General features: G+C 72.4%; 19 protein-coding genes. 11 read left to right on the top strand and 8 right to left on the bottom strand.

The genetic code is table 11. The features are described 5' to 3' along the window. Positions 1 to 30 precede the first annotated feature (30 nt). Positions 31 to 816 (top strand): endo alpha-1,4 polygalactosaminidase, encoded by a 786-nt coding sequence (locus KUM03_RS28245; RefSeq protein WP_217252668.1) that lies wholly within the window; start codon positions 31 to 33, stop codon positions 814 to 816. A 2-nt stretch (positions 817 to 818) separates the two neighbouring features. On the opposite strand, the gene KUM03_RS28250 is transcribed toward KUM03_RS28245, so the two are convergent. After that, positions 819 to 1,604 (bottom strand): adenosylcobinamide-GDP ribazoletransferase, encoded by a 786-nt coding sequence (locus tag KUM03_RS28250; RefSeq protein ID WP_217252670.1) that lies wholly within the window; start codon positions 1,602 to 1,604, stop codon positions 819 to 821. 60 nt (positions 1,605 to 1,664) lie between these two features. Between KUM03_RS28250 and KUM03_RS28255 the strand changes: the two genes are divergently transcribed. Then, positions 1,665 to 2,402, top strand: coding sequence for a hypothetical protein (locus KUM03_RS28255; RefSeq protein WP_217252672.1), 738 nt, complete (start codon positions 1,665 to 1,667; stop codon positions 2,400 to 2,402). 393 nt (positions 2,403 to 2,795) lie between these two features. Here KUM03_RS28255 and cobT read toward each other — a convergent pair whose 3' ends face one another. After that, a complete protein-coding gene (cobT, locus tag KUM03_RS28260) occupies positions 2,796 to 3,854 on the bottom strand; it encodes a nicotinate-nucleotide--dimethylbenzimidazole phosphoribosyltransferase (protein WP_217252673.1) in 1,059 nt (352 codons plus the stop codon). Positions 3,855 to 4,004: 150 nt separating this feature from the next. Between cobT and KUM03_RS28265 the strand changes: the two genes are divergently transcribed. Further along, positions 4,005 to 4,745: a class I SAM-dependent methyltransferase gene (locus KUM03_RS28265; RefSeq protein ID WP_217252676.1), complete on the top strand. Its 741-nt coding sequence runs from the start codon at positions 4,005 to 4,007 to the stop codon at positions 4,743 to 4,745. Here the strand turns inward: KUM03_RS28265 and KUM03_RS28270 are convergent. Next, a complete protein-coding gene (locus KUM03_RS28270; RefSeq protein ID WP_217252678.1) occupies positions 4,734 to 5,933 on the bottom strand; it encodes a bifunctional adenosylcobinamide kinase/adenosylcobinamide-phosphate guanylyltransferase in 1,200 nt (399 codons plus the stop codon). The two genes, KUM03_RS28265 and KUM03_RS28270, sit on opposite strands and share 12 nt — an antisense overlap. Before the next feature lie 172 nt (positions 5,934 to 6,105). Between KUM03_RS28270 and KUM03_RS28275 the strand changes: the two genes are divergently transcribed. Beyond that, positions 6,106 to 6,342: a hypothetical protein gene (locus tag KUM03_RS28275; protein ID WP_217252680.1), complete on the top strand. Its 237-nt coding sequence runs from the start codon at positions 6,106 to 6,108 to the stop codon at positions 6,340 to 6,342. A gap of 44 nt (positions 6,343 to 6,386) precedes the next feature. On the opposite strand, the gene KUM03_RS28280 is transcribed toward KUM03_RS28275, so the two are convergent. The 3 genes from KUM03_RS28280 to KUM03_RS28290 all read right to left on the bottom strand — a co-directional run bounded on the left by KUM03_RS28280 (position 6,387) and on the right by KUM03_RS28290 (position 8,959). Next, positions 6,387 to 7,460 (bottom strand): S1C family serine protease, encoded by a 1,074-nt coding sequence (locus tag KUM03_RS28280; protein ID WP_217252683.1) that lies wholly within the window; start codon positions 7,458 to 7,460, stop codon positions 6,387 to 6,389. 75 nt (positions 7,461 to 7,535) lie between these two features. Beyond that, positions 7,536 to 8,237: a bifunctional 2-polyprenyl-6-hydroxyphenol methylase/3-demethylubiquinol 3-O-methyltransferase UbiG gene (locus KUM03_RS28285; protein WP_217252685.1), complete on the bottom strand. Its 702-nt coding sequence runs from the start codon at positions 8,235 to 8,237 to the stop codon at positions 7,536 to 7,538. A gap of 83 nt (positions 8,238 to 8,320) precedes the next feature. After that, on the bottom strand, positions 8,321 to 8,959 hold the full coding sequence (locus KUM03_RS28290) for a DUF3043 domain-containing protein (RefSeq protein ID WP_217253052.1): 639 nt from the start codon (positions 8,957 to 8,959) through the stop codon (positions 8,321 to 8,323). A gap of 259 nt (positions 8,960 to 9,218) precedes the next feature. On the opposite strand from KUM03_RS28290, the gene KUM03_RS28295 reads away from it, so the two are divergent. The 6 genes from KUM03_RS28295 (at position 9,219) to KUM03_RS28320 (ending at position 16,545) form a co-directional block, all read left to right on the top strand. Next, positions 9,219 to 10,022: a PspA/IM30 family protein gene (locus KUM03_RS28295; RefSeq protein ID WP_217252687.1), complete on the top strand. Its 804-nt coding sequence runs from the start codon at positions 9,219 to 9,221 to the stop codon at positions 10,020 to 10,022. Between the two features lie 20 nt (positions 10,023 to 10,042). Further along, positions 10,043 to 10,327 (top strand): hypothetical protein, encoded by a 285-nt coding sequence (locus KUM03_RS28300; RefSeq protein WP_217252689.1) that lies wholly within the window; start codon positions 10,043 to 10,045, stop codon positions 10,325 to 10,327. A 140-nt stretch (positions 10,328 to 10,467) separates the two neighbouring features. Continuing rightward, positions 10,468 to 11,709 carry a sensor histidine kinase gene (locus tag KUM03_RS28305; RefSeq protein ID WP_217252691.1) on the top strand — a complete coding sequence of 414 codons (1,242 nt, stop codon included), beginning with the start codon at positions 10,468 to 10,470 and terminating at the stop codon, positions 11,707 to 11,709. After that, positions 11,706 to 12,392, top strand: coding sequence for a response regulator transcription factor (locus KUM03_RS28310; protein WP_217252694.1), 687 nt, complete (start codon positions 11,706 to 11,708; stop codon positions 12,390 to 12,392). The genes KUM03_RS28305 and KUM03_RS28310 overlap by 4 nt, the downstream gene beginning before the upstream one ends. A gap of 156 nt (positions 12,393 to 12,548) precedes the next feature. Further along, positions 12,549 to 15,662, top strand: coding sequence for an efflux RND transporter permease subunit (locus KUM03_RS28315; protein ID WP_217252698.1), 3,114 nt, complete (start codon positions 12,549 to 12,551; stop codon positions 15,660 to 15,662). Between the two features lie 85 nt (positions 15,663 to 15,747). Further along, positions 15,748 to 16,545 (top strand): SMI1/KNR4 family protein, encoded by a 798-nt coding sequence (locus KUM03_RS28320; RefSeq protein WP_217252700.1) that lies wholly within the window; start codon positions 15,748 to 15,750, stop codon positions 16,543 to 16,545. Positions 16,546 to 16,567: 22 nt separating this feature from the next. Here the strand turns inward: KUM03_RS28320 and KUM03_RS28325 are convergent, their stop codons facing one another. Both KUM03_RS28325 and nadA read right to left on the bottom strand, forming a co-directional pair. Next, positions 16,568 to 18,082 (bottom strand): DUF4246 domain-containing protein, encoded by a 1,515-nt coding sequence (locus KUM03_RS28325; protein WP_217252702.1) that lies wholly within the window; start codon positions 18,080 to 18,082, stop codon positions 16,568 to 16,570. 105 nt (positions 18,083 to 18,187) lie between these two features. After that, the gene (gene nadA, locus KUM03_RS28330) at positions 18,188 to 19,372 is read right to left on the bottom strand and encodes a quinolinate synthase NadA (protein ID WP_217252704.1); all 1,185 of its coding nucleotides are present in this window, start codon (positions 19,370 to 19,372) and stop codon (positions 18,188 to 18,190) included. A 252-nt stretch (positions 19,373 to 19,624) separates the two neighbouring features. Here nadA and KUM03_RS28335 point away from each other — a divergent pair, with 252 nt between their 5' ends. Further along, on the top strand, positions 19,625 to 19,981 hold the full coding sequence (locus KUM03_RS28335; RefSeq protein ID WP_122620514.1) for an iron-sulfur cluster assembly accessory protein: 357 nt from the start codon (positions 19,625 to 19,627) through the stop codon (positions 19,979 to 19,981). The last annotated feature ends 52 nt before the right edge of the window (positions 19,982 to 20,033 follow it).

Here is a 20,033-nt window from a genome sequence, read left to right on the forward strand (position 1 = left end):
ACGCCGCCCCCACCCTCTGGAGCACGCCCCATGAGACGCCCGGTCCTGCTGTCGGTCCTTCTCCTGCTGCTCGCGGGCTGCTCCACGGCGTCCCCCGACGACGGGCGGGAGAGTGCCGGTCACTGGCAGCCGCGCCCCGGCACCGCCTGGCAGTGGCAGCTCAGCGGCAAGCTGGACACCTCCGTCGACGTACCGGTCTACGACATCGACGGCTTCGACCACACGGGGGCCACGGTCGCCGGGCTGCACGACGACGGCCGCAAGGTCATCTGCTATCTCTCCACCGGCGCCTGGGAGGACTTCCGCCCCGACGCCGGGAAGTTCCCGGAGTCGGTGCTGGGCGAGGGCAACGGCTGGGAGGGCGAGCGGTGGCTGGACATCCGTGAGACGGACGTCCTCGAACCGCTGATGGCCGAGCGGATCGACATGTGCCGCGACAAGGGCTTCGACGCGGTCGAGCCGGACAACATGGACGGCTACAAGAACGACACCGGCTTCCCGCTCACCGCCGACGACCAGCTCCGCTACAACCGGCTGATCGCGCGGCTCGCCCACGACCGGGGCATGGCCGTCGGCCTGAAGAACGACCTGGACCAGATCCCCGAGCTGGTCGACGACTTCGACTTCGCGGTCAACGAGCAGTGCGCCCAGTACGGCGAGTGCGCCGACAACAAGCCGTTCGTCGACGCGGACAAGGCGGTCTTCCACGCCGAGTACGAGCTGCCGACCGACCGGTTCTGTGCCGAGTCGCGGGAGCTGGGGCTGAGTTCGATGCGGAAGGAGTACGAGCTGGGGGTGTGGCGGGAGGCCTGCTGAGGTCAGCCCAGGATCAGTACGACGAGGGCGGTGGTGGCCGCCGTCTCCGCGACCGAGCCGAAGACGTCGCCGGTGACCCCGCCGAAGCGGCGGACGCAGTGGCGCAGGAGAAGTTCGGCGACGGCGACGGCGCACAGTACGGCGAGTGCCGCACGGATCGCGTCGTAGGGGCCGGAGAGCGCGCCGGCCGCCGCCGCCGCTGCCGCCGTGACGGCGGCCGTGACCGCGAGCGCGCCACCCGACGGCACCGCTCCCGCGACCGCCGCGCCCAGGCCCTCCGGTCGGGCGGCGGGCACGCCGGTGCGGGCGGCGAGGGTCAGCGCCAGCCGGGCGGCGGCCGCCGAGACCACGGCGGCGAGCGCGCCGTGCGCCCAGGACGCGGCGTAGGCCTGCGCCAGCGCGGCCACCTGGGCCAGCAGCACGAAGAGCAGCGTGAGCACGCCGAACGGGCCGATGTCCGACTGCTTCATGATCCGCAGCGCGTCCTCGGCGGGCTTGCCGCTGCCGAGTCCGTCCGCGGTGTCGGCCAGCCCGTCCAGGTGCAGGCCGCGGGTGAGCACGGCGGGTACGGCGGCGGTGGCGACGGCGGCGAGCAGGGTGCCCGCGCCGAGGAGCAGCAGCAGGAGCCCGGCCGCGGCGGCGGCGACGCCGACGGCCAGGCCGGCCAGCGGTGCGCAGAGCATGCCGGCGCGGGCCGCCTCGCGGTCCCAGCGGGTCACCTTGACCGGGAACACGGTGAGGGTGCCGAAGGCGAAGCGGAGGCCGTCGGGGGAGGGGGTCCTGAGCACCGGCGCAGACTACCCGGCGGTCAGGAGGGCGTCGGCGGCGACCGGGGATAAAGTGCGCATATGGGAGATTGGTGGCAGCGCAACATCATGGAACCCGGGAAGCTGCCGCTGCTCCTCGCCCTGGGTGCCTTCGTGCTGACGTTCGTGATCACACGGGTGATCACCCGGCTCATCCGGGCGGGCAAGGGTCCCTTCGGCAACGTCGAGTCGGGCGGGGTGCACGTGCACCACGTCGTTCCGGGGGTCGTCCTCACCGTGGTCGGCGGTTTCGCCGCCGTCGCCGGGGGCCGGCACGGGTTCGGCTCCGCGCTTGCGGCGATCGTCTTCGGGGTCGGGGCGGGGCTGGTGCTGGACGAGTTCGCGCTGATCCTGCATCTCGACGACGTGTACTGGAGCGAGGCGGGGCGCAAGAGCGTGGAGGCCGTGGTGCTCACGGCGGCGCTGGTGGGGCTGGTCCTCGCCGGGTTCACGCCGTTCGGTGTCGACGGCATGTCCCAGGACGAGTTGCAGGACCGGGCGAACGTCATCGCGACCGTCGCGGGGAACTTCTTCTTCTCCCTCCTCGCCCTGGCCAAGGGCAAGGCGCGGCTCGCGGTCTTCGGGGTGATCGTGCCGCTCGTCGCCCTGATCGGCGCGGTCCGCCTGGCGCGGCCCGGCTCGCTGTGGGCCCGCCGCTTCTACGCCCGCCGGCCGCACGCCCGCGCCAAGTCCCACCTACGGGCCTACCGCCACGACCGCCGCTGGTCGGGGCCGCGCCGGGCGGTGCAGGACTGGATCGGGGGGCGGCCGGATGTGTAGGCCTCCGGTGGTGGGGTGGGTGCCGGGTGCCTGCGGCGCCGCTGCGGGTTCGGTGGGGGTTCGCGGTGCGCGTTCGGTTGTGTTGTGGGTCGGGGCCGCGCCGGGGGGTGTCCGTCCTCGGAACGGCGCGGAATCGGTTACTTGAAAGGTGCGGGGCGTTGACGCGCCAACCGCTGCGGGCGGACACCCCTGACACGTCCCCTTCCCGCCGTACGCGGCTATCCGTCCGTCTCGCTCAGCTGCGGGCCGCCATCCCGCCCCAGCTGCGGGCAGTCGTGCCGCTGGGGCGGCACGGGTGGGCGCAGCGGCACCCCGCAGCGCCGGGCCGCGCACCCACCCCCGACGGCCACACCCACGCCGGGTGACCGTGAACGCAGGGCCACGTCACCCCCGCTACCCCTCCCCGTCGGAGACGACCGGCAGCTCCGCCGCCAACGCCGCCGCGGCCTGTACCAGCGGAAGCGCCAGCAGGCCCCCCGCCCCCTCGCCCACCGTCACGCCCTGGGCGAGCAGCGGCTCCAGGGCCATCCGGTCCAGCGCCTTGGCCTGGCCCGGCTCCCCGCTGTCGTGCGCCGCCAGCCACCAGTCCGGTGCCCGGAAGGCGACCCGCTGCCCGACCAGCGCGCACGCGGCCGTCACGACGCCGTCCAGGATCACCGGCGTCTTCCGCACCGCGCTCTGCAGCAGGAAGCCCGTCATCGCGGCCAGGTCGGCCCCGCCCACCGTCGCGAGGAGCTGCAGCTGGTCCCCGAGGACCGGCCGCGCGCGGCGCAGCGCGTCGCGGATCGCCGCGCACTTGCGCATCCAGGCCAGGTCGTCGATGGCCAGCCCGCCCCGCCCGGTGACGACCGACGCGTCGGTGCCGCACAGCGCGGCGACCAGTACGCCCGCCGCCGTGGTGCCGCCCACGCTCACGTCGCCCAGCACCACCAGGTCCGTACCGGAGTCGGCCTCCTCGTCGGCCACCGCCATCCCGGCCCGGAAGGCGGCCTCCGCCTCCTCCAGGGTCAGCGCGTCCTCGATGTCGATGCGTCCACCGGCCCGCCGGACCCGGTGCGCCGAGACGTCGGCGGGCAGGGTGTCCGGGTCGCAGTCCAGGGCCATGTCGACCACCCGCACCGGTACGCCGAGGCGACGGGCCAGTACGGACACGGGGCGGCCGCCCTCCAGCACCTCGCGCACCAGCTCGCCCGCACCGCCCGCGGACCGTGCCGACACGCCGAGTTCGGCGACCTTGTGGTCACCGGCGAAGAGCACCACCCGGGGGTGTTCGACCGGCCGCACCGGCACGGTGGACCGCGCCGCGGCGAGCCACTCGCCCAGTTCGTCCAGGCGGCCCAGCGATCCGGGCGGCACGACCTGGCGCTCCCGGCGCGCCTCGGCGTCGCGGCGCACCCCGCCGTCGGGGCGCTCGATCAGATCGGTGAAGTCGTCGAGATTCAGCGAGCTCATTCGCCGAACAGTACCGGCCTGGGTCGAACACGACGGCGGGCCCGTCCACACCGCGCCCGGGGGGCGTCGTTCCCCGCTCGACGACGATCACCTACGTAACGTTTTGTCTGGATTGTCATTCGTTCTCTTCCTCGCGCGTCGGAGCCGCCCATGTCCGCACCGCCCGTCCCCTCGGCGCCGCCTCCCGTGCCCCCGGTTCCGCCCTTCCCCGGTTACGGGCCGCACCGTGCGGACTGCCCCTGGTGCGGGTCCCGGCGGCTGCGTTCCCGGCTGTTCGGCCAAGGGCCGCGGCGGGCCGCACCCGGTCACTGCGTCCTCGAGCGCTGCCTGGCGTGCGGGCACGGATTCCGCAATCCGCCGCTCGAGCCGGGGCTCGAACACCCGGTCGTCCGAGCCGCCGTCCGCCTCCGGTACGGGTCGGCCGCCCGCGCGATGTCCCGCCGCTGCCCGGAGCCCGAGAGCTGGCTGGACGTGGGCACCGGCGACGCCGACTTCCCCGATGCCGCACGGGCCTGTTTCCCGTACACCTCGTTCGACGGCCTGGACCCGACGCACCGGGTGCTGCGGGCCCGTGCCGTCGAGCGGGTCGAGGAGGCGTTCGTCGGCAGGCTGACGGACCCGCACATCCAGGCCCGGCTGCGGGGCCGCTATGACGTGGTGAGCCTCTTTCAGCAGCTGGAGCGGGTGCCCGACCCGCGTGCCGAACTGCGGGCCGCGCTGCACGTGCTGCGGCCCGGCGGTCATCTGCTCGTCGACGTGGCGGACCCGCGGCGGCTGCTCGTTCTTCCGGCGTGCGTGCGCGCTGAACTGGCCGCGCTGGACTGCACGGTGGTCACCGGGGCGCGGAGCCGGCGCGTCATCGCGCGCAAGGGGGCCGTCTCAGCCGCGTAGGACGAGGGCCTGGCCCGCCACCACCAGCAGTACCTGCTCGCACTCGTGCGCGAAGGCGGCGTTCAGGCGGCCGAGTTCGTCCCGGTAGCGGCGGCCGGACGCGGTGGCCGGGACGATGCCCGAGCCGACCTCGTTCGACACGGCGACGACCGTGCGCCGCGTGGCGCGCACCGCCTCCGTCAGGTCCCGTACCCGGTCGCGCAGGGCCCGTTCGCCGCCGTCGGCCCACTCCGCGTCGTCCCAGGCCCCCACGGCGTCCATCGCGTCCGTCAGCCACAGGGACAGGCAGTCGATGAGGAGGGGCGCTCCGTCGTCCTTGAGGAGCGGGACCAGGTCGCAGGTCTCCACGGTGCGCCACGAGCCCGGGCGCCGCTCGCGGTGTGCGCAGACCCGGGCCGCCCACTCCGTGTCCCCGCCCCGTGAGCCGCCGGTCGCGACGTACAGCACCTCCGGGAAGGACTCCAGCCGGCGTTCGGCCTCCACCGACTTGCCCGAGCGGGCGCCGCCCAGCACGAGGGTGCGGCGCGGTACGTCGGGTACGTCCTCGTAGGCGCCCACCACCAGCGTCGTGCCGTCCCGTACGGCCCGTGCCCCGGCCGCCGCGAGACGGCGGGCGAGCTCCCGGCCCGGCGGCACGTCGTGGCCCAGGTGGACGGCGACGACGTCCGTGGTGGCGCCGACCGCGCCCACCGCGCGCAGCCTCGCCAGCGCGTCCGGGCGGCCCACGACGTCCGCGAGGACCATGTCGTACGGCTCGGCGGGCTCCTCGAGGCCCGCCGGAGCGCCGCCCGGCGGCAGGTAGAGCAGCCGCTGTCCGTCCGGGCCCGTCACGGCGTACCCGGTGCCCGGCGCGTCCATCGCCACCGCCCGCACCCGGTGCCCGGTCAGCAGCGCCAGCTCCCGGCCGTCCGGCACCCGGCCCGGCTGCGGCAGCCCGGCGGGCACCTCCAGCGCCGGACCGTCGTGCGGGTGCGACAGCAGCACCTGGCGTACGCCGCTCAGGGAGCGCCCGGCGCGAGCGGCGGCGAACGCGGCGCCCGGGGTGAGGTCCAGCAGCAGGGCCCCGTCCACCAGCAGCGCGGTCGCCGCGCGCGCGTTCTCGCCCTGGGCGGCGGCACAGGCCGCGCAGGGGCAGTCGGGGCGGGGCAGGCCCGCGGGGGCACCGGTGCCGAGCAGAGTCACGTCCACGCCCTGATTTTCCCCGGTGGGGCGGCGGGGTGCGCGCCCGAGGCCCCCTAAGGGGGCGGGGCCCGTCCTCCAGGCCTGCTACGACGCGGTCGGCTCAGCGCATAGGCTGCGGGCGGAGGCCGGACCAAGATCCGGCTTCCGCTCTGCATGTGCTCACATCTTGGAGGCGTACATGGCGGCATGGACGTGGCGGTTCGAGACGGCCGGCGGGACTGAGGTCCAGCCCGCGGTCCAGCCCGAGGAGTTCACCACGCAAGGGGACGCCGAGTCCTGGATCGGGGAGCACTGGAAGGAACTCCAGGAGGGCGGCACGGACCAGGTGCGGCTGTTCGAGGACTCCACGGAGATCTACGGGCCGATGAGCCTGCACGCCGAAGAGGCCCAGGAACAGGAGTCGGCGGAGGGCTGAGTGGTGGAGTGGGGCGGGCGAGGGCCGACCGGCTCCCGCCCCCCTCACTGCTCGCCCAGGGTCACCTCGGCGGTGCGCTCGTCGCCGTCGCGGGTGTACGTCACCTTCGTCCTCTCGCCCGGCTCCATCGACGCCAGCGCTTCGGCCAGCGAGGTGATCGTGGTGATGTCCGTGTCACCCAGCCGGACGATGACGTCGCCGGGCCGCAGCCCCGCGTCGTCGGCGGCCCCGCCGTCGCTCACCTCGACGACGGCCACGCCCGCGGGCCGGTAGCCGTCGTCGACGACCGTGCGGGCGGTGATGCCGAGCGCCGCCCGGCCCGAGTCGGTCACCCGGCCGTCCTCGATGATCTGGTCGGCGACCGTCTTCACCATCGACGACGGGATGGCGAACCCGATCCCGGGCGCCGCGCTGTCGCTCATGCCCGGGTCGGTCGCGGCCAGCGTCGGGATGCCGATCACCTGGCCGTCGAGGTTCACCAGGGCGCCGCCGCTGTTGCCGGGGTTGATGGCCGCCGACGTCTGCACCATGTTGCCGATCGTCGCCCCCGTACCGCCGCCCTGGCGGCCCTCGGTGACGGTCCGTCCGACCGCCGACACGATGCCCTGCGTCACGCTGGAGGACAGCCCCAGCGGCGAGCCCATCGCCAGCACGATCTGCCCGACCGCCGCCTTCGAGGAGTCGCCGAAGCGGGCCGCCCTCATGCCCTCGGGCAGCCGGTCCAGCTTGATGACGGCGAGATCCTGCTCGGGGTAGGAGGAGACCAGCTTCGCGGCGAGGGCCTCCTCGGTGCGGGCGGTCGTCACCCGGAAGGTCCTGTCGTCCCCGACGACGTGCGCGTTGGTGACGATGTGCCCCTTGTCGTCGTACACGACGCCGGAACCCAGGGAGTCGCCCGCCTGGATCTGCACGACCGACGGGAGGACGTCCTCGATCACCCGCTGGTAGTCGGCCTGGAGGTCGTTCGCCGCGGCAGGCGCGGCGGCCTGCGCCGTGTCGCCCTCCTGCCCGCCGCGGGAGGCGGAGCCGGAGCAGCCGGTGAGCAGCAGCAGTGCGCAGGCCAGCAGGGCGAGCGGGGCGAGCAGCCTGGAGGGCGGGCGGGCGGGGGAAGCGTCCATGCCCCGAGTCTCACCGCGCGTCAGGACTCCGGCTTCCGGTGGGCACCCGAACGGGCGCCCGGGACGAGACGGGCGTCAGCCCCGTACGCCGCACAGGTGCAGCAGCGCCGCGACTGAGCGGTACGGATCGGTGCGACCGGCCCGCTCCTCCGCCGCCAGCAGCGTCTCCAGGTCGTCCGGGGGCGTGGCGCCGTCGGGGGCCGTGTCCGTGAAGACCCGGACGCCGTACCAGGTGTGCAGCGGGGCGCCGATGCCGGCGAGCTTCGCCGTCAGCGTCGCCAGCCGGTCCGCCCGGACGTGCAGTCCGAGGCGGTTGGTGTACTCGACGGTGTCGAAGGCGGCCAGGGCGCCCGCCCAGTCGCCGTACAGGCCGGGGCGCAGCGCGAGCGCGTCGCCGTTGCGCACCAGGAGGGACAGCAGTCCGCCCGGGGCGAGCATCCGGGCCAGCCCCGCGAGCAGCGGGTCGGGCTCCTCGACGTACATGAGCACGCCGTGGCACAGCACCACGTCGAAGCTGCCGGGCAGGAAGTGCACGCCGGTGTCCCGGCCGTCGCCCTCGACGATCCGCATCCGCTCCCGGATGCCCTCGGGCTGCCCGGCCAGCGCGTCCCGCGCCGCGGCGATCATCGTCGCGTCCCGCTCCACGCCGGTCACCTGGTGCCCGGCCCGTGCCAGCCGCAGCGCCTGGGTGCCCTGGCCCATGCCGACGTCGAGGACCCGCAGCCGCTTGCCCACCGGGAAGCGGCCGACTATCTGCTCGTCAAGCTGCCGGGCCACCAGCTCCTGCCGTACGACGTCCCGCAGACCCCCCAGCTTGTCCAGCCAGGCATCCGCCGCGCCCCCGGCGAACGGCGTCGTGCTCAGGGCCGCTCCCCGCGCTTGACCTGGGGCTTGGGCAGCCGGAGCCGGCGCATCTGGAGCGAGCGCATCAGCGCGTAGGCCACCGCGCCGCGCCTGCGGTCGTCGGGGAAGCGCTCGGCGAGGCGCTTCTTCAGCCGGAATCCGGTGACGAGCGAGTCGAGCACGATCAGCACGATCACGACCAGCCACAGCAGCAGCGCGACGTTCTGCAGCGAGGCCACCCGGATCATGCTCAGCACGAGGATGATCACGGCCATCGGCAGGAAGTACTCCGCGATGTTGAACCGCGAGTCGACGAAGTCGCGCGCGTACTTGCGGACCGGGCCCTTGTCGCGGGCCGGCAGGTACCGCTCGTCGCCGCTGGCCAGCGCCTCGCGCTGCTTGGCCAGCGCGGTCCGCCGCTCCTCGCGCTGGCGCTTGGCGGCCTCCTTGCGCGTCATCGGCGTATTGGACACGCTGCGGCGCTGGGACTGGGCCACGCTGCGCTTGGGCGTCGGCCTGCCCTTGGGGGCCTGCGGGTCACGGGGCTGCTTGGAGTCGGTCACCGGCGCGCTGACGGCGCTCTGGGCCTTCTCATCCTTGGCACGGCTACGGAACACAAAACCCAAGGGTACGGGGTGCGGGGGTGTGGACCCCAGTCCGGTGGGGAACGATCCGGCAACGCCGGTCGTCTGTAAAGGGACAGAGGGGACGTTGCGTACCGCCCCGGACACCGGGGTATTACGGACAACCCCGGGGAGCACCTACTCCCTACGCCGGACCGGGAGCGTACGCAGTCGTCCTTGGGGATGAGCGCATCCGTCCCCGAACAGTGCGGTAATGGATGCAGGGCCCGTACTGTGGGTTCTGTCGCAGGTGCTGGAGCTGGAGTCGGTCAGAAGGGGGCGCGCGAAGCCCATGAGCGGTGTCATGAAGCGTATGGGGATGATCTTCCGCGCGAAGGCCAACAAGGCCCTGGACCGGGCCGAGGACCCGCGCGAGACCCTCGATTACTCGTACCAGAAACAGCTGGAGCTGCTGCAGAAGGTGCGCCGCGGCGTCGCCGACGTGGCGACCAGCCGCAAGCGGCTCGAGCTGCAGCTCAACCAGCTCCAGTCCCAGTCGTCGAAGCTGGAGGACCAGGGCCGCAAGGCGCTCGCGCTGGGCCGCGAGGACCTGGCCCGCGAGGCGCTCTCCCGCCGCGCGGCGCTCCAGCAGCAGGTGACCGACCTGGAGACCCAGCACGCCACCCTCCAGGGCGAGGAGGAGAAGCTCACCCTCGCGGCCCAACGCCTCCAGGCCAAGGTGGACGCCTTCCGCACCAAGAAGGAGACCATCAAGGCCACCTACACGGCCGCCCAGGCGCAGACCCGCATCGGCGAGGCGTTCTCCGGCATCTCCGAGGAGATGGGCGACGTGGGCCTGGCCATCCAGCGCGCCGAGGACAAGACCGCCCAGCTCCAGGCCCGGGCCGGCGCCATCGACGAACTGCTCGCCTCCGGCGCCCTCGACGACCAGTCCGGCATGCACAAGGACGACATCCAGGCCGAGCTGGACCGGCTCTCCGGTGGTACGGATGTAGAGCTGGAGCTGCAGCGGATGAAGGCCGAGCTGGCCGGCGGCAGCACGTCCGACCGGCAGGCCCTCGAAGGCGGTCAGGACCAGGGCCAGCAGCAGGACCGGCAGCAGCCGCAGGACACCCCGCGCTTCGACAAGCAGTAGGCCACGCCTAGGAGGGCGACATGATCGTACGGATCATGGGGGAGGGACAGCTGACGCTGGCCGACGGCCGGCTCACCGAGCTGAACAAGCTGGACGACGAACTCCAGGCCGAGATGGAGAACGGCGACGGCCCCGGTTTCCGCGCGACCCTCCAGGCCCTCCTGGCCAAGGTGCGGGAGCTGGGGGAGCCGCTGCCGGAGGACTCCCTGGAGCCGTCCGACCTCATCCTCCCGTCCTCGGACGCGACCCTGGAGGAGGTCCAGGAGCTGCTGAGCGACGACGGCCTGATCCCGGACGGTGGGTAGTCTCTTTTCAGCCCGTCCGGCGTTTGAGGACGAGGCCGTCCAGGCCGAAGCGGGGGCCTGGGGGCGCAGCCCCCAGCAGACGCCCACCGCACGCGGGCTTACTCATAAGACGCGCCCACTCCAGCTACCGTAAAAAAACCATGCACACCCTCGCCCGCGCCCGCTGCACCCTGGGCGCCCACCCCTCCGCACTGGACGCCGCCCTCGCGGCGGCCGTCCTGGTGTGCATGGTCGCCGGCTCCTTCGTGGACCCGCACGGGCCCCAGGGCGTCAGCTGGGCCCTGCGCACCCCCGACGCGCTCAGCCTCGCCCTCATGGCCGTCGGTGCCGCCGCGCTCGTCTTCCGGCGCCGGGCCCCGCTGGTGGTCCTCGCGGTCACCGGCTGCGTCTCCGTGGTCGAGAGCGTCACCGGCGACCCCCGCGTCCCCGTCGTCATGTCCGCCGTGCTAGCCCTCTACACGGTCGCCGCCTCCACCGACCGCCCCACCACGTGGCGGGTCGGCCTGCTCACCATGACCGTGCTGACCGGCGCCGCCATGCTGGCCGGACCGCTGCCCTGGTACGCGCAGGAGAACCTCGCCGTCTTCGCCTGGACCGGCATCGGTGCCAGCGCCGGGGACGCGGTCCGCAGCCGGCGCGCCTTCGTCCAGGCCATCCGGGACCGGGCCGAGAAGGCCGAACGCACCCGGGAGGAAGAGGCCCGCCGCCGGGTCGCCGAGGAGCGGCTGCGCATCGCCCGCGACCTGCACGACGTGGTCGCCCACCACATCGCCCTGGTCAACGTGCAGGCCGGGGTCGCCGCCCACGTCATGGACAAGCGGCCCGACCAGGCCAAGGAGGCCCTGGCCCACGTACGGACGGCCAGCCGCTCCGCACTCGACGAGCTGCGCGCCACCGTCGGCCTGCTCCGCCAGTCCGACGACCCCAAGGCCCCGACCGAGCCCGCCCCCGGCCTGGACCGCCTCGACGAACTCGTCGCCACCTTCCACCACGCCGGACTGCACGTCGAGGTGGCCCGCACCGACCAGGGCACCGACCTGCCCACCGCCGTCGACCTGGCCGCGTACCGCATCATCCAGGAGGCGCTGACCAACGTGCAGAAGCACGCGGGGACGCGGGCGAAGGCCGAGGTCAGCGTCGTGCGGGTGGGGCCGAACATCGAGGTCACCGTGCTCGACGACGGGGCCGGCGGCAGTACCGCCGAGACCCACGCGCCGGCCGGCGGCGGCCACGGCCTGCTCGGTATGCGCGAGCGCGTCACCGCCGTGCGCGGCACTCTCACCACCGGTCCCCGCTACGGGGGCGGTTTCCGCGTCCATGCGATCCTTCCGGTCAGGAACCGCACCGACGCCGCCACCGATGCAGCAAAGGACCCCGCATGACGATCCGTGTCCTGCTCGCCGACGACCAGGCACTGCTGCGCAGCGCCTTCAGGGTGCTGGTCGACTCCGAGCCCGACATGGAGGTGGTGGGGGAGGCGTCCGACGGCGCGGAGGCGGCCCGGCTGGCCGCCGAACGGCGGGCCGACGTGGTGCTGATGGACATCCGGATGCCCGGCACGGACGGCCTGGCCGCCACCCGCATGATCAGCGCCGACCCGTCCCTCGCCCACGTCCGCGTGGTCATCCTGACCACCTTCGAGGTCGACGACTACGTGGTGCAGTCGCTGCGCGCGGGCGCCTCCGGCTTCCTCGGCAAGGGCTCCGAACCCGAGGAGCTGCTCAGCGCGATCCGGGTCGCGGCCGGCGGTGAGGCGCTGCTGTCGCCGACCGCCACCAAGGGACTGATCGCCCGCTTCCTCGCCCAGGAGGGCACCGGGGACGGCGCGGAGCGCGACCCGGCGCGCGCCGAGCGGCTGGAGTCGCTGACCGTGCGCGAGCGCGAGGTGCTGGTCCAGGTCGCCGGGGGACTGTCCAACGACGAGATCGCCGAGCGGCTGGAGGTCAGCCCGCTCACCGTGAAGACGCACGTGAACCGGGCGATGGCCAAGCTGGGCGCCCGCGACCGCGCCCAGCTGGTCGTCATCGCCTACGAGTCCGGGCTGGTACGTCCAAGGGTGGAGTGACCCGGAGCCGGGCGTACTGCGGCCGGAGTATGCGCGGGATAAGGAAAGGGACCTGGGACCTAGGGAACCGGGGTCACTCATGGACCAGGGTGTTGGGGTGGGCGTACCGATGTGCCCCGTCCCCACCGCTCGGCCACAGAAGAGAGACCCTGATCCATGTCCTGGCTGTCGAGATTCAGCCTCGCGCAACGGGCCCTGATAGGCCTGATGTCGATCGTCGCGCTCGTCTTCGGCGCGATCGCCATCCCCCAGCTCAAGCAGCAGCTGCTGCCCACCATCGAACTGCCCATGGTGTCCGTGCTCGCCCCGTACCAGGGCGCCTCGCCGGACGTGGTCGAGAAGCAGGTCGTCGAGCCGATCGAGGACAGTCTCGAGGCGGTCGACGGGATCTCGGGCATCACCTCGACGGCCAGTGAGGGCAACGCCGTCATCATGGCGTCCTTCGACTACGGCAACGGCACCCAGCAGCTCGTCGCCGACGTCCAGCAGGCCGTCAACCGGGCCCGCGCCCAGCTCCCCGACGACGTGGACCCGCAGGTCATCTCCGGGTCGACGGACGACATCCCGACCGTCGTCCTCGCCGTCACCTCGGGCAAGGACCAGCAGGCCCTGGCCGACCAGCTGGACAAGACGGTCGTCACCGAGCTCAAGGACATCGACGGCGTCGCCCAGGTGATGGTCGACGGCGTCCGCGACGTCCAGGTCACCGTCACTCCGGACCCGGCGAAGCTCGCCGAGGCCGGCGTCACCCCGCAGGCCCTCGCCCAGTCCCTCCAGGCCGGCGGCGCGACCGTCCCGGCGGGCTCCTTCGACGAGGCCGGCGCCAACCGCACCGTGCAGGTCGGCGGCGGCTACACCTCGCTGCAGCAGATCCAGGACCTCATGGTCACCGGCGAGGGCGTCGACAAGCCCGTCCGCCTCGCCGACGTCGCCACCGTCAAGGAGGAGGAGGCCAAGGCCGACTCCCTCACCCGCACCAACGGCGAGCCGAGCCTGGCCGTCGCCGTCACCATGGACCACGACGGCAGCGCGGTCGCCATCTCGAACGCCGTCGAGGACAAGCTCCCCGGCCTGCGCGAGCAGCTCGGCTCCGGCGCGACGCTCACCGTCGTCAGCGACCAGGGACCGGCGGTCTCCAAGGCCATCGAGGGCCTGACCACCGAGGGCGCCCTCGGTCTGGTCTTCGCCGTCGTGATCATCCTGGTCTTCCTGGCGTCCATCCGCTCCACCCTGGTCACCGCGGTCTCCATCCCGCTGTCGGTGGTGCTCGCGCTGATCGTGCTGTGGACGCGCGACCTGTCGCTGAACATGCTGACGCTGGGCGCGCTCACCATCGCCATCGGCCGGGTCGTCGACGACTCGATCGTGGTCCTGGAGAACATCAAGCGGCACCTCGGCTACGGCGAGGAACGCCAGGAGGCGATCCTCAAGGCGGTCCGCGAGGTCGCCGGAGCGGTCACCTCCTCCACCCTCACCACGGTCGCCGTCTTCCTGCCGATCGGCCTGGTCGGCGGCATGGTCGGCGAGCTGTTCGGCTCCTTCAGCCTCACCGTCACCGCGGCGCTGCTGGCCTCCCTGCTGGTGTCGCTCACGGTCGTCCCGGTGCTGTCGTACTGGTTCCTGCGCCCGCCGAAGGGCACCCCCGAGGACGCGGCCGAGGCTCGCCGCCTGGCCGAGGAGAAGGAGGCCAAGAGCCGCCTCCAGCGCCTCTACGTCCCGGTCCTGCGCTTCGCCACCCGCCGCCGCGTCACCAGCCTGGCCATCGCGGTCGTCGTGCTGCTCGGCACGTTCGGCATGGCGCCGCTGCTGAAGACCAACTTCTTCGACCAGGGCGAGCAGAAGGTCCTCAGCATCAAGCAGGAGCTGAAGCCCGGCACCAGCCTGAACGCGACGAACGCGCAGGCCGAGAAGGTCGAGAAGCTGCTCGGCGACACCGAGGGCATCAAGGACTTCCAGGTCACCATCGGTTCGTCCGGCTTCATGGCCGCCTTCGGCGGCGGCACGGACACCAACCAGGCCTCGTACCAGCTCATGCTGGAGGACTCGGCGAACGCCGAGGACGTCCAGGACCACATCGAGGACGGGCTCGCGAAGCTCGACGGCATCGGCACCACCACGGTCGCCGCCGGTGACGGCTTCGCCAGTCAGGACCTGAGCGTCGTCGTCAAGGCGGCCGACGCGAAGGTGCTGCGCGAGGCGTCCGAGGAGGTCCGCGAGACCGTCGCCGGGCTCGACGACGTCACCGACGTCACCAGCGACCTGGCGCAGAGCGTGCCGCGCATCTCGGTCAAGGCCACCCCGAAGGCCGCCGAGGCCGGCTTCAACGACCAGACGCTCGGCGCGGCCGTCGCCCAGGCGGTGCGCGGCACCCCGGCCGCCAAGGCGACCCTGGACGACACCGAGCGCGACGTCGTGATCCGGTCGGCCCAGCCGGCGACGACCATGGCCGAGCTGAAGGCCCTGAACCTGGGCCCGGTCAAGCTCGGCGACATCGCCATCGTGCAGCTGGTGGACGGGCCGGTGTCGATGACCCGCATCGACGGTCAGCGCGCGGCGACCATCACCGCCAAGCCGACCGGCGACAACACCGGCGCGGTCGGCACCGAGCTCCAGACGGAGATCGACGCGCTGGACCTGCCGGCCGGTGCCACGGCCGAGATCGGCGGCGTCACCGCCGACCAGGACGAGGCGTTCGTCAACCTGGGCCTGGCCATGCTCGCGGCGATCGCGATCGTCTTCATGCTGCTGGTGGGCACCTTCCGGTCGCTGGCCCAGCCGCTGATCCTGCTGGTGTCCATCCCGTTCGCGGCGACCGGCGCGATCGGCCTGCTGCTCGCCACCGGCACCCCGATGGGTGTCCCGGCGATGATCGGCATGCTGATGCTGATCGGCATCGTGGTCACCAACGCCATCGTGCTGATCGACCTGATCAACCAGTACCGCAGGCAGGGCCACGGCGTCGTGGAGGCCGTGATCGAGGGCGGCCGGCACCGTCTGCGCCCGATCCTCATGACGGCCCTGGCGACGATCTTCGCCCTCCTCCCGATGGCGCTGGGCGTCACCGGCGAGGGCGGCTTCATCGCCCAGCCGCTGGCCGTGGTGGTGATCGGCGGTCTGATCACCTCGACGCTGCTGACGCTGCTCCTCGTCCCGACGCTCTACGCGATGCTGGAGCTCCGCAAGGAGCGGCGCGCGAAGAAGCGGGCGGCGAAGAAGGGCCTGCCCGAGCAGCCGAAGCCTGCGGAGGAGCCGGAGCCGGCCCAGGTCTGACACCCGTCGGTACGGCGAAGGGGCGCTCCCGTGGAGTCATCACGGGGGCGCCCCGCTGTCAGTGCCGTGCGCTTCACTGGCGGCCATGGAGCTCACGCAAGCGACCGTCAATGATCTGCTGACCCGGCTCGGTCCGGGGCCCAGGCACCTCCCTCTGCCCGGCGACCTCGACCCGCGGGACCTGATCGACCTCCTCGGCGACCGGTTCGGTGCCCCGCGCACCCTCGTCCTCGACGGCTTCACCGATCCGACCGTCGACGAGTCGTCGGGCGCGGCACTCCTCGCCCCCTTCGAGGGCCGGGCGGTGACGATACGGGTGTGGGCGTACGGCGACCAGTGGGTCGGCGCGGGTACGGCACGGGACGCCGAGGGGATCGAGGGGCCGGTGCTGGCGGTCGCTCACCGGCGGGTGCCGCAGCCCCTGGCCGTCGTTCCGGGCGAGGACGTCGACTGGGTGGAGCGGCTGGTGGGGATCACCGGCTGGACCCGGCCCGCCCGGCGGCCGGACACGGACTGGACGGAGGCCGAGTCACGCCTGGGCACCGCGCTGCCGACCGACTACAAGCGCATGGTCGAGACGTTCGGCGACGGCGCCTTCGACGGGTATCTGGGCCTCTTCCAGGAGCCGTGGGCGGACCGCGGGGACGGCGGTCGGTTCGTCTGGGCGGGCACCGAGCACGAGGACCAGTACGGCTGGAGGGCCGACGGCGGCGATCCCGACCGCTGGCCCGTCCTGGTCCGGTCCTTCGACGGCGAGGACCTCGTCTTCGACTGCGGGGCCGCGGAGTTCGTCTGCCGCGTCCTCGTCGACCCCCAGCACCCGTACACGATGGCCCGCTATTTCGACACCCACTGGTTCATGAGCTACCGGGACGCTGACTGACCGCCCCCCGCCGTGCCGCTCCTCAGTGCTCGCAGAGGGAGAACTCCCGCTCGTAGAGCTGCTCGTTGTGCTCGTCGACGAAGAGCTTGCGCTCCCGCATGAGCTCTTCGCGGTGGCCCTTGGCCTCTTCGAGCGTCATGGTCGAGGTGTCGGCCCAGGGTTGCTGCGGCGGCACGTCGGAGGTCGAGACGATCCGCTCCGACGGGTCGATCAGGAAGAACGCGAGGATCTTGCGGTGGCCCGGGCGGGTGGAGTCCGCGAGGCGGAACTCACCGACGCGGTGCTGCAGGACGTTCGGGAACGCCAGGCAGCGGCCCGCCGGGGTCGACGCCGACCCCAGCACCTGGTTCAGCGCGTCCTCGTTCTCCAGGCCGTAGACGTCGCGCATGCCGTTGTCGTCGTTCTGCTCGTAGTGCGGGTCGTCGAGCGCCGTCCGGAAGCTCAGCCGGCTCTCGGTGATGTTCTCGCTGTCCCAGTAGTAGATGCCGGTCGAGACGATCCGCTCGTTCAGCATGCCCTCGACGTGCCAGGAGCCGCCGGCGTACTCGGGCCGGTCCGGGGTGAGGTGGATGGTGGCGAGCTTGACGACGACCTGGAGCCGGCGGCCGCGCAGGTCGACGCGCGCCGTGTCGCCGGGCGCCTCGGGCGCGGTGAACTCCGGGGCGTCCGGGACGGTCGGCCGGCGGTTCTCCCACCAGTCGTCGCTGGCCTCTTCCCAGGCCTCCATGGCCTCTTCGTAGGCCGCCTCGTCGTTGAAGGAGTCCTCGTCGGGTTCCTCCGGCTCCTGCGACTCGTCGTACCACCCGTAGGGATCGGCCTCGATCCGCAGGGGACGCGGATGGCGCAGGTCGGTGAGGACGTTCTCCAGCAGCGGGCGCATGCGCGCGAACAGGTCGGGCAGGACGGAGGCCAGTGCGCGATGATCCTCGGGGTGGACGTTGTTGACGTACGAACGGAAGGTGACGTCGCCGTCGTCGCTGACGTCCACGTCCGTGGGCAGCCACTGGAACTTCTCCGAGAACTCGTACTTCGAGTAGCGGTCCGTCGGGTTCCGCCAGGCCCGCTCGGGTGCGCCGCTCACCTCCCGGACCAGGCAGAACAGGGAGGGGTGGACCAGGTCCAGTACCTGGCTGTCGGACCCGGGATGCCAGTCCCGCTCCTCCTCGGGAACCTCTTCCAGCACCCGGACCGCCTCGGCCAGCCGGGAGCGGAGCCTGTCGTCGATCAGTGTGTCCGACTGCCACACCCCGTCGACGGCGGACACCTCGACGCCGGCCCGGGCGTCCCGCAGCGCGGCGTAGTGCGCGAGCTCGGCGAGCACGTAGCGGACCTGTGCCTCGGTGAGGCCCTGGTCGACCGCCTCCCGCGACCATCTGTCGACGATGCCGGGGTCGTGCATCTTCTCGAACCACCCCGGCTTCGACCGGATGTGGGCGCTGCACAGGATCATCTCGAGTTCCCGGAGCGTCCGGGGTTTCGCGGACGATATGGAACGGGTCGAGTGGAAGGGCAGGGGGAAAGCGGGCAGGCCGGTCAATGCTCTGAGTCCTCGTCAGTCGGTGTGCGGGCGGCGGGAAGCCTACGGCAGCGGACTGACACCGCGGCCGTGGGCTTCCGCCCGCCCGGACCGACCCCGACCGGATTACGGCAGTGCCAGCATCCGCTCCAGCGCCAGCTTCGCGAACGCCTCGGTCTCCTTGTCGACCTCGATGCGGTTGACGAGGGTGCCCTCGGCCAGCGACTCCAGCGCCCAGACCAGGTGCGGGAGGTCGATGCGGTTCATCGTCGAGCAGAAGCAGACCGTCTTGTCGAGGAAGACGATCTCCTTGTCCTCCGCGGCGAAACGGTTCGCCAGCCGCCGGACCAGGTTCAGCTCGGTGCCGATGGCCCACTTGGAACCGGCCGGGGCCGCCTCCAGGGCCTTGATGATGTACTCGGTCGAGCCGACGTAGTCCGCCGCCGCGACGACCTCGTGCTTGCACTCGGGGTGCACCAGGACGTTCACGCCCGGTATGCGCGCCCGCACGTCGTCGACCGAGTCGAGGCTGAAGCGGCCGTGCACCGAGCAGTGCCCGCGCCACAGGATCATCTTCGCGCCGCGCAGCTCCTCCGCCGTCAGCCCGCCGTTCGGCCGGTGCGGGTTGTAGACGACGCAGTCCTCCAGCGACATGCCCATGTCCCGCACCGCGGTGTTGCGGCCCAGGTGCTGGTCGGGCAGGAAGAGCACCTTCTCGCCCTGCTCGAAGGCCCAGTCCAGGGCGCGCTTGGCGTTGGACGAGGTGCAGATGGTGCCGCCGTGCCTGCCGGTGAACGCCTTGATGTCCGCGGAGGAGTTCATGTACGAGACGGGCACGACCTGCTCGGCGATCCCGGCCTCGGTCAGCACGTCCCAGCACTCGGCGACCTGCTCGGCCGTCGCCATGTCCGCCATGGAGCAGCCGGCCGCCAGGTCGGGCAGGACCACCTTCTGGTCGTCCGAGGTCAGGATGTCGGCCGACTCCGCCATGAAGTGCACACCGCAGAAGACGATGTACTCGGCCTCCGGGCGCGCGGCCGCGTCCCGGGCCAGCTTGAAGGAGTCCCCGGTGACGTCGGCGAACTGGATGACCTCGTCGCGCTGGTAGTGGTGACCGAGCACGAAGACCTTGTCACCGAGCTTCTCCTTGGCCGCGCGGGCACGCGCCACCAGGTCCGGGTCGGAGGGCGAGGGCAGGTCGCCGGGGCAGTCCACGCCGCGCTCGCTCGTCGGGTCCGCCTCGCGGCCGAGCAGCAGCAGGGCGAGGGGCGTCGGCTGTACGTCGAGCTCCTGGGGTTGGGCGGTGGTCACGACACGCACCCTTTCTACTTTTCGTCGAACTGACGCTATATATCATAACCCGTTCACGTCACTTTGACGATGCCCATAGTGTCGGTGTGACGTGAATCCCGGCGCCCGAGCCGCTGACCGCTCCCCGGGGCGTGTGCGAGCATGAAGGGACGAGCCGAGGAGAAAGACACGGCCCCGGCCCGGAATGAATACGCGGCCCCGTCGGTTGAAACCGTCGGCAAGCAGTCTCCGTACAACCCGGGAGAGATGTAGATGTCCGTATCGGACGAGTCCACCACCGTCACCGACGGCATCATCGTGACCGACGCCGCCGCGGCCAAGGTCAAGGCCCTGCTCGACCAGGAAGGCCGTGACGACCTGGCGCTGCGCGTCGCCGTCCAGCCCGGCGGCTGCTCCGGCCTGCGCTACCAGCTCTTCTTCGACGAGCGCTCGCTCGACGGCGACGTGGTGAAGGACTTCGACGGCGTCAAGGTCACCACCGACCGCATGAGCGCCCCGTACCTGGGCGGCGCCACCATCGACTTCGTGGACACGATCGAGAAGCAGGGCTTCACGATCGACAACCCGAACGCGACGGGCTCCTGCGCCTGCGGCGACTCCTTCAGCTGAGCCGCGCGGCGCCGGCCGACGGCGTGTGTGAGAGGGGCGGCGGCCCGGGACA

Source organism: Streptomyces sp. AC602_WCS936 (genome assembly GCF_019049125.1).
In the GTDB taxonomy this organism is placed as follows: Bacteria; Actinomycetota; Actinomycetes; order Streptomycetales; family Streptomycetaceae; genus Streptomyces.

Excerpts from the sequence above, each read along its gene's own strand:
- KUM03_RS28275 (WP_217252680.1), top strand. The coding sequence starts at position 6,106 with ATGGCGGCATGGACGTGGCGGTTCGAGACGGCCGGCGGGACTGAGGTC.
- KUM03_RS28300 (WP_217252689.1), top strand. The coding sequence starts at position 10,043 with ATGATCGTACGGATCATGGGGGAGGGACAGCTGACGCTGGCCGACGGC.
- KUM03_RS28280 (WP_217252683.1), bottom strand. The coding sequence starts at position 7,460 with ATGGACGCTTCCCCCGCCCGCCCGCCCTCCAGGCTGCTCGCCCCGCTC.
- cobT (WP_217252673.1), bottom strand. The coding sequence starts at position 3,854 with ATGAGCTCGCTGAATCTCGACGACTTCACCGATCTGATCGAGCGCCCC.
- KUM03_RS28305 (WP_217252691.1), top strand. The coding sequence starts at position 10,468 with ATGCACACCCTCGCCCGCGCCCGCTGCACCCTGGGCGCCCACCCCTCC.
- KUM03_RS28310 (WP_217252694.1), top strand. The coding sequence starts at position 11,706 with ATGACGATCCGTGTCCTGCTCGCCGACGACCAGGCACTGCTGCGCAGC.
- KUM03_RS28335 (WP_122620514.1), top strand. The coding sequence starts at position 19,625 with ATGTCCGTATCGGACGAGTCCACCACCGTCACCGACGGCATCATCGTG.
- KUM03_RS28315 (WP_217252698.1), top strand. The coding sequence starts at position 12,549 with ATGTCCTGGCTGTCGAGATTCAGCCTCGCGCAACGGGCCCTGATAGGC.
- KUM03_RS28265 (WP_217252676.1), top strand. The coding sequence starts at position 4,005 with ATGTCCGCACCGCCCGTCCCCTCGGCGCCGCCTCCCGTGCCCCCGGTT.
- KUM03_RS28295 (WP_217252687.1), top strand. The coding sequence starts at position 9,219 with ATGAGCGGTGTCATGAAGCGTATGGGGATGATCTTCCGCGCGAAGGCC.
- KUM03_RS28320 (WP_217252700.1), top strand. The coding sequence starts at position 15,748 with ATGGAGCTCACGCAAGCGACCGTCAATGATCTGCTGACCCGGCTCGGT.
- KUM03_RS28245 (WP_217252668.1), top strand. The coding sequence starts at position 31 with ATGAGACGCCCGGTCCTGCTGTCGGTCCTTCTCCTGCTGCTCGCGGGC.
- KUM03_RS28255 (WP_217252672.1), top strand. The coding sequence starts at position 1,665 with ATGGGAGATTGGTGGCAGCGCAACATCATGGAACCCGGGAAGCTGCCG.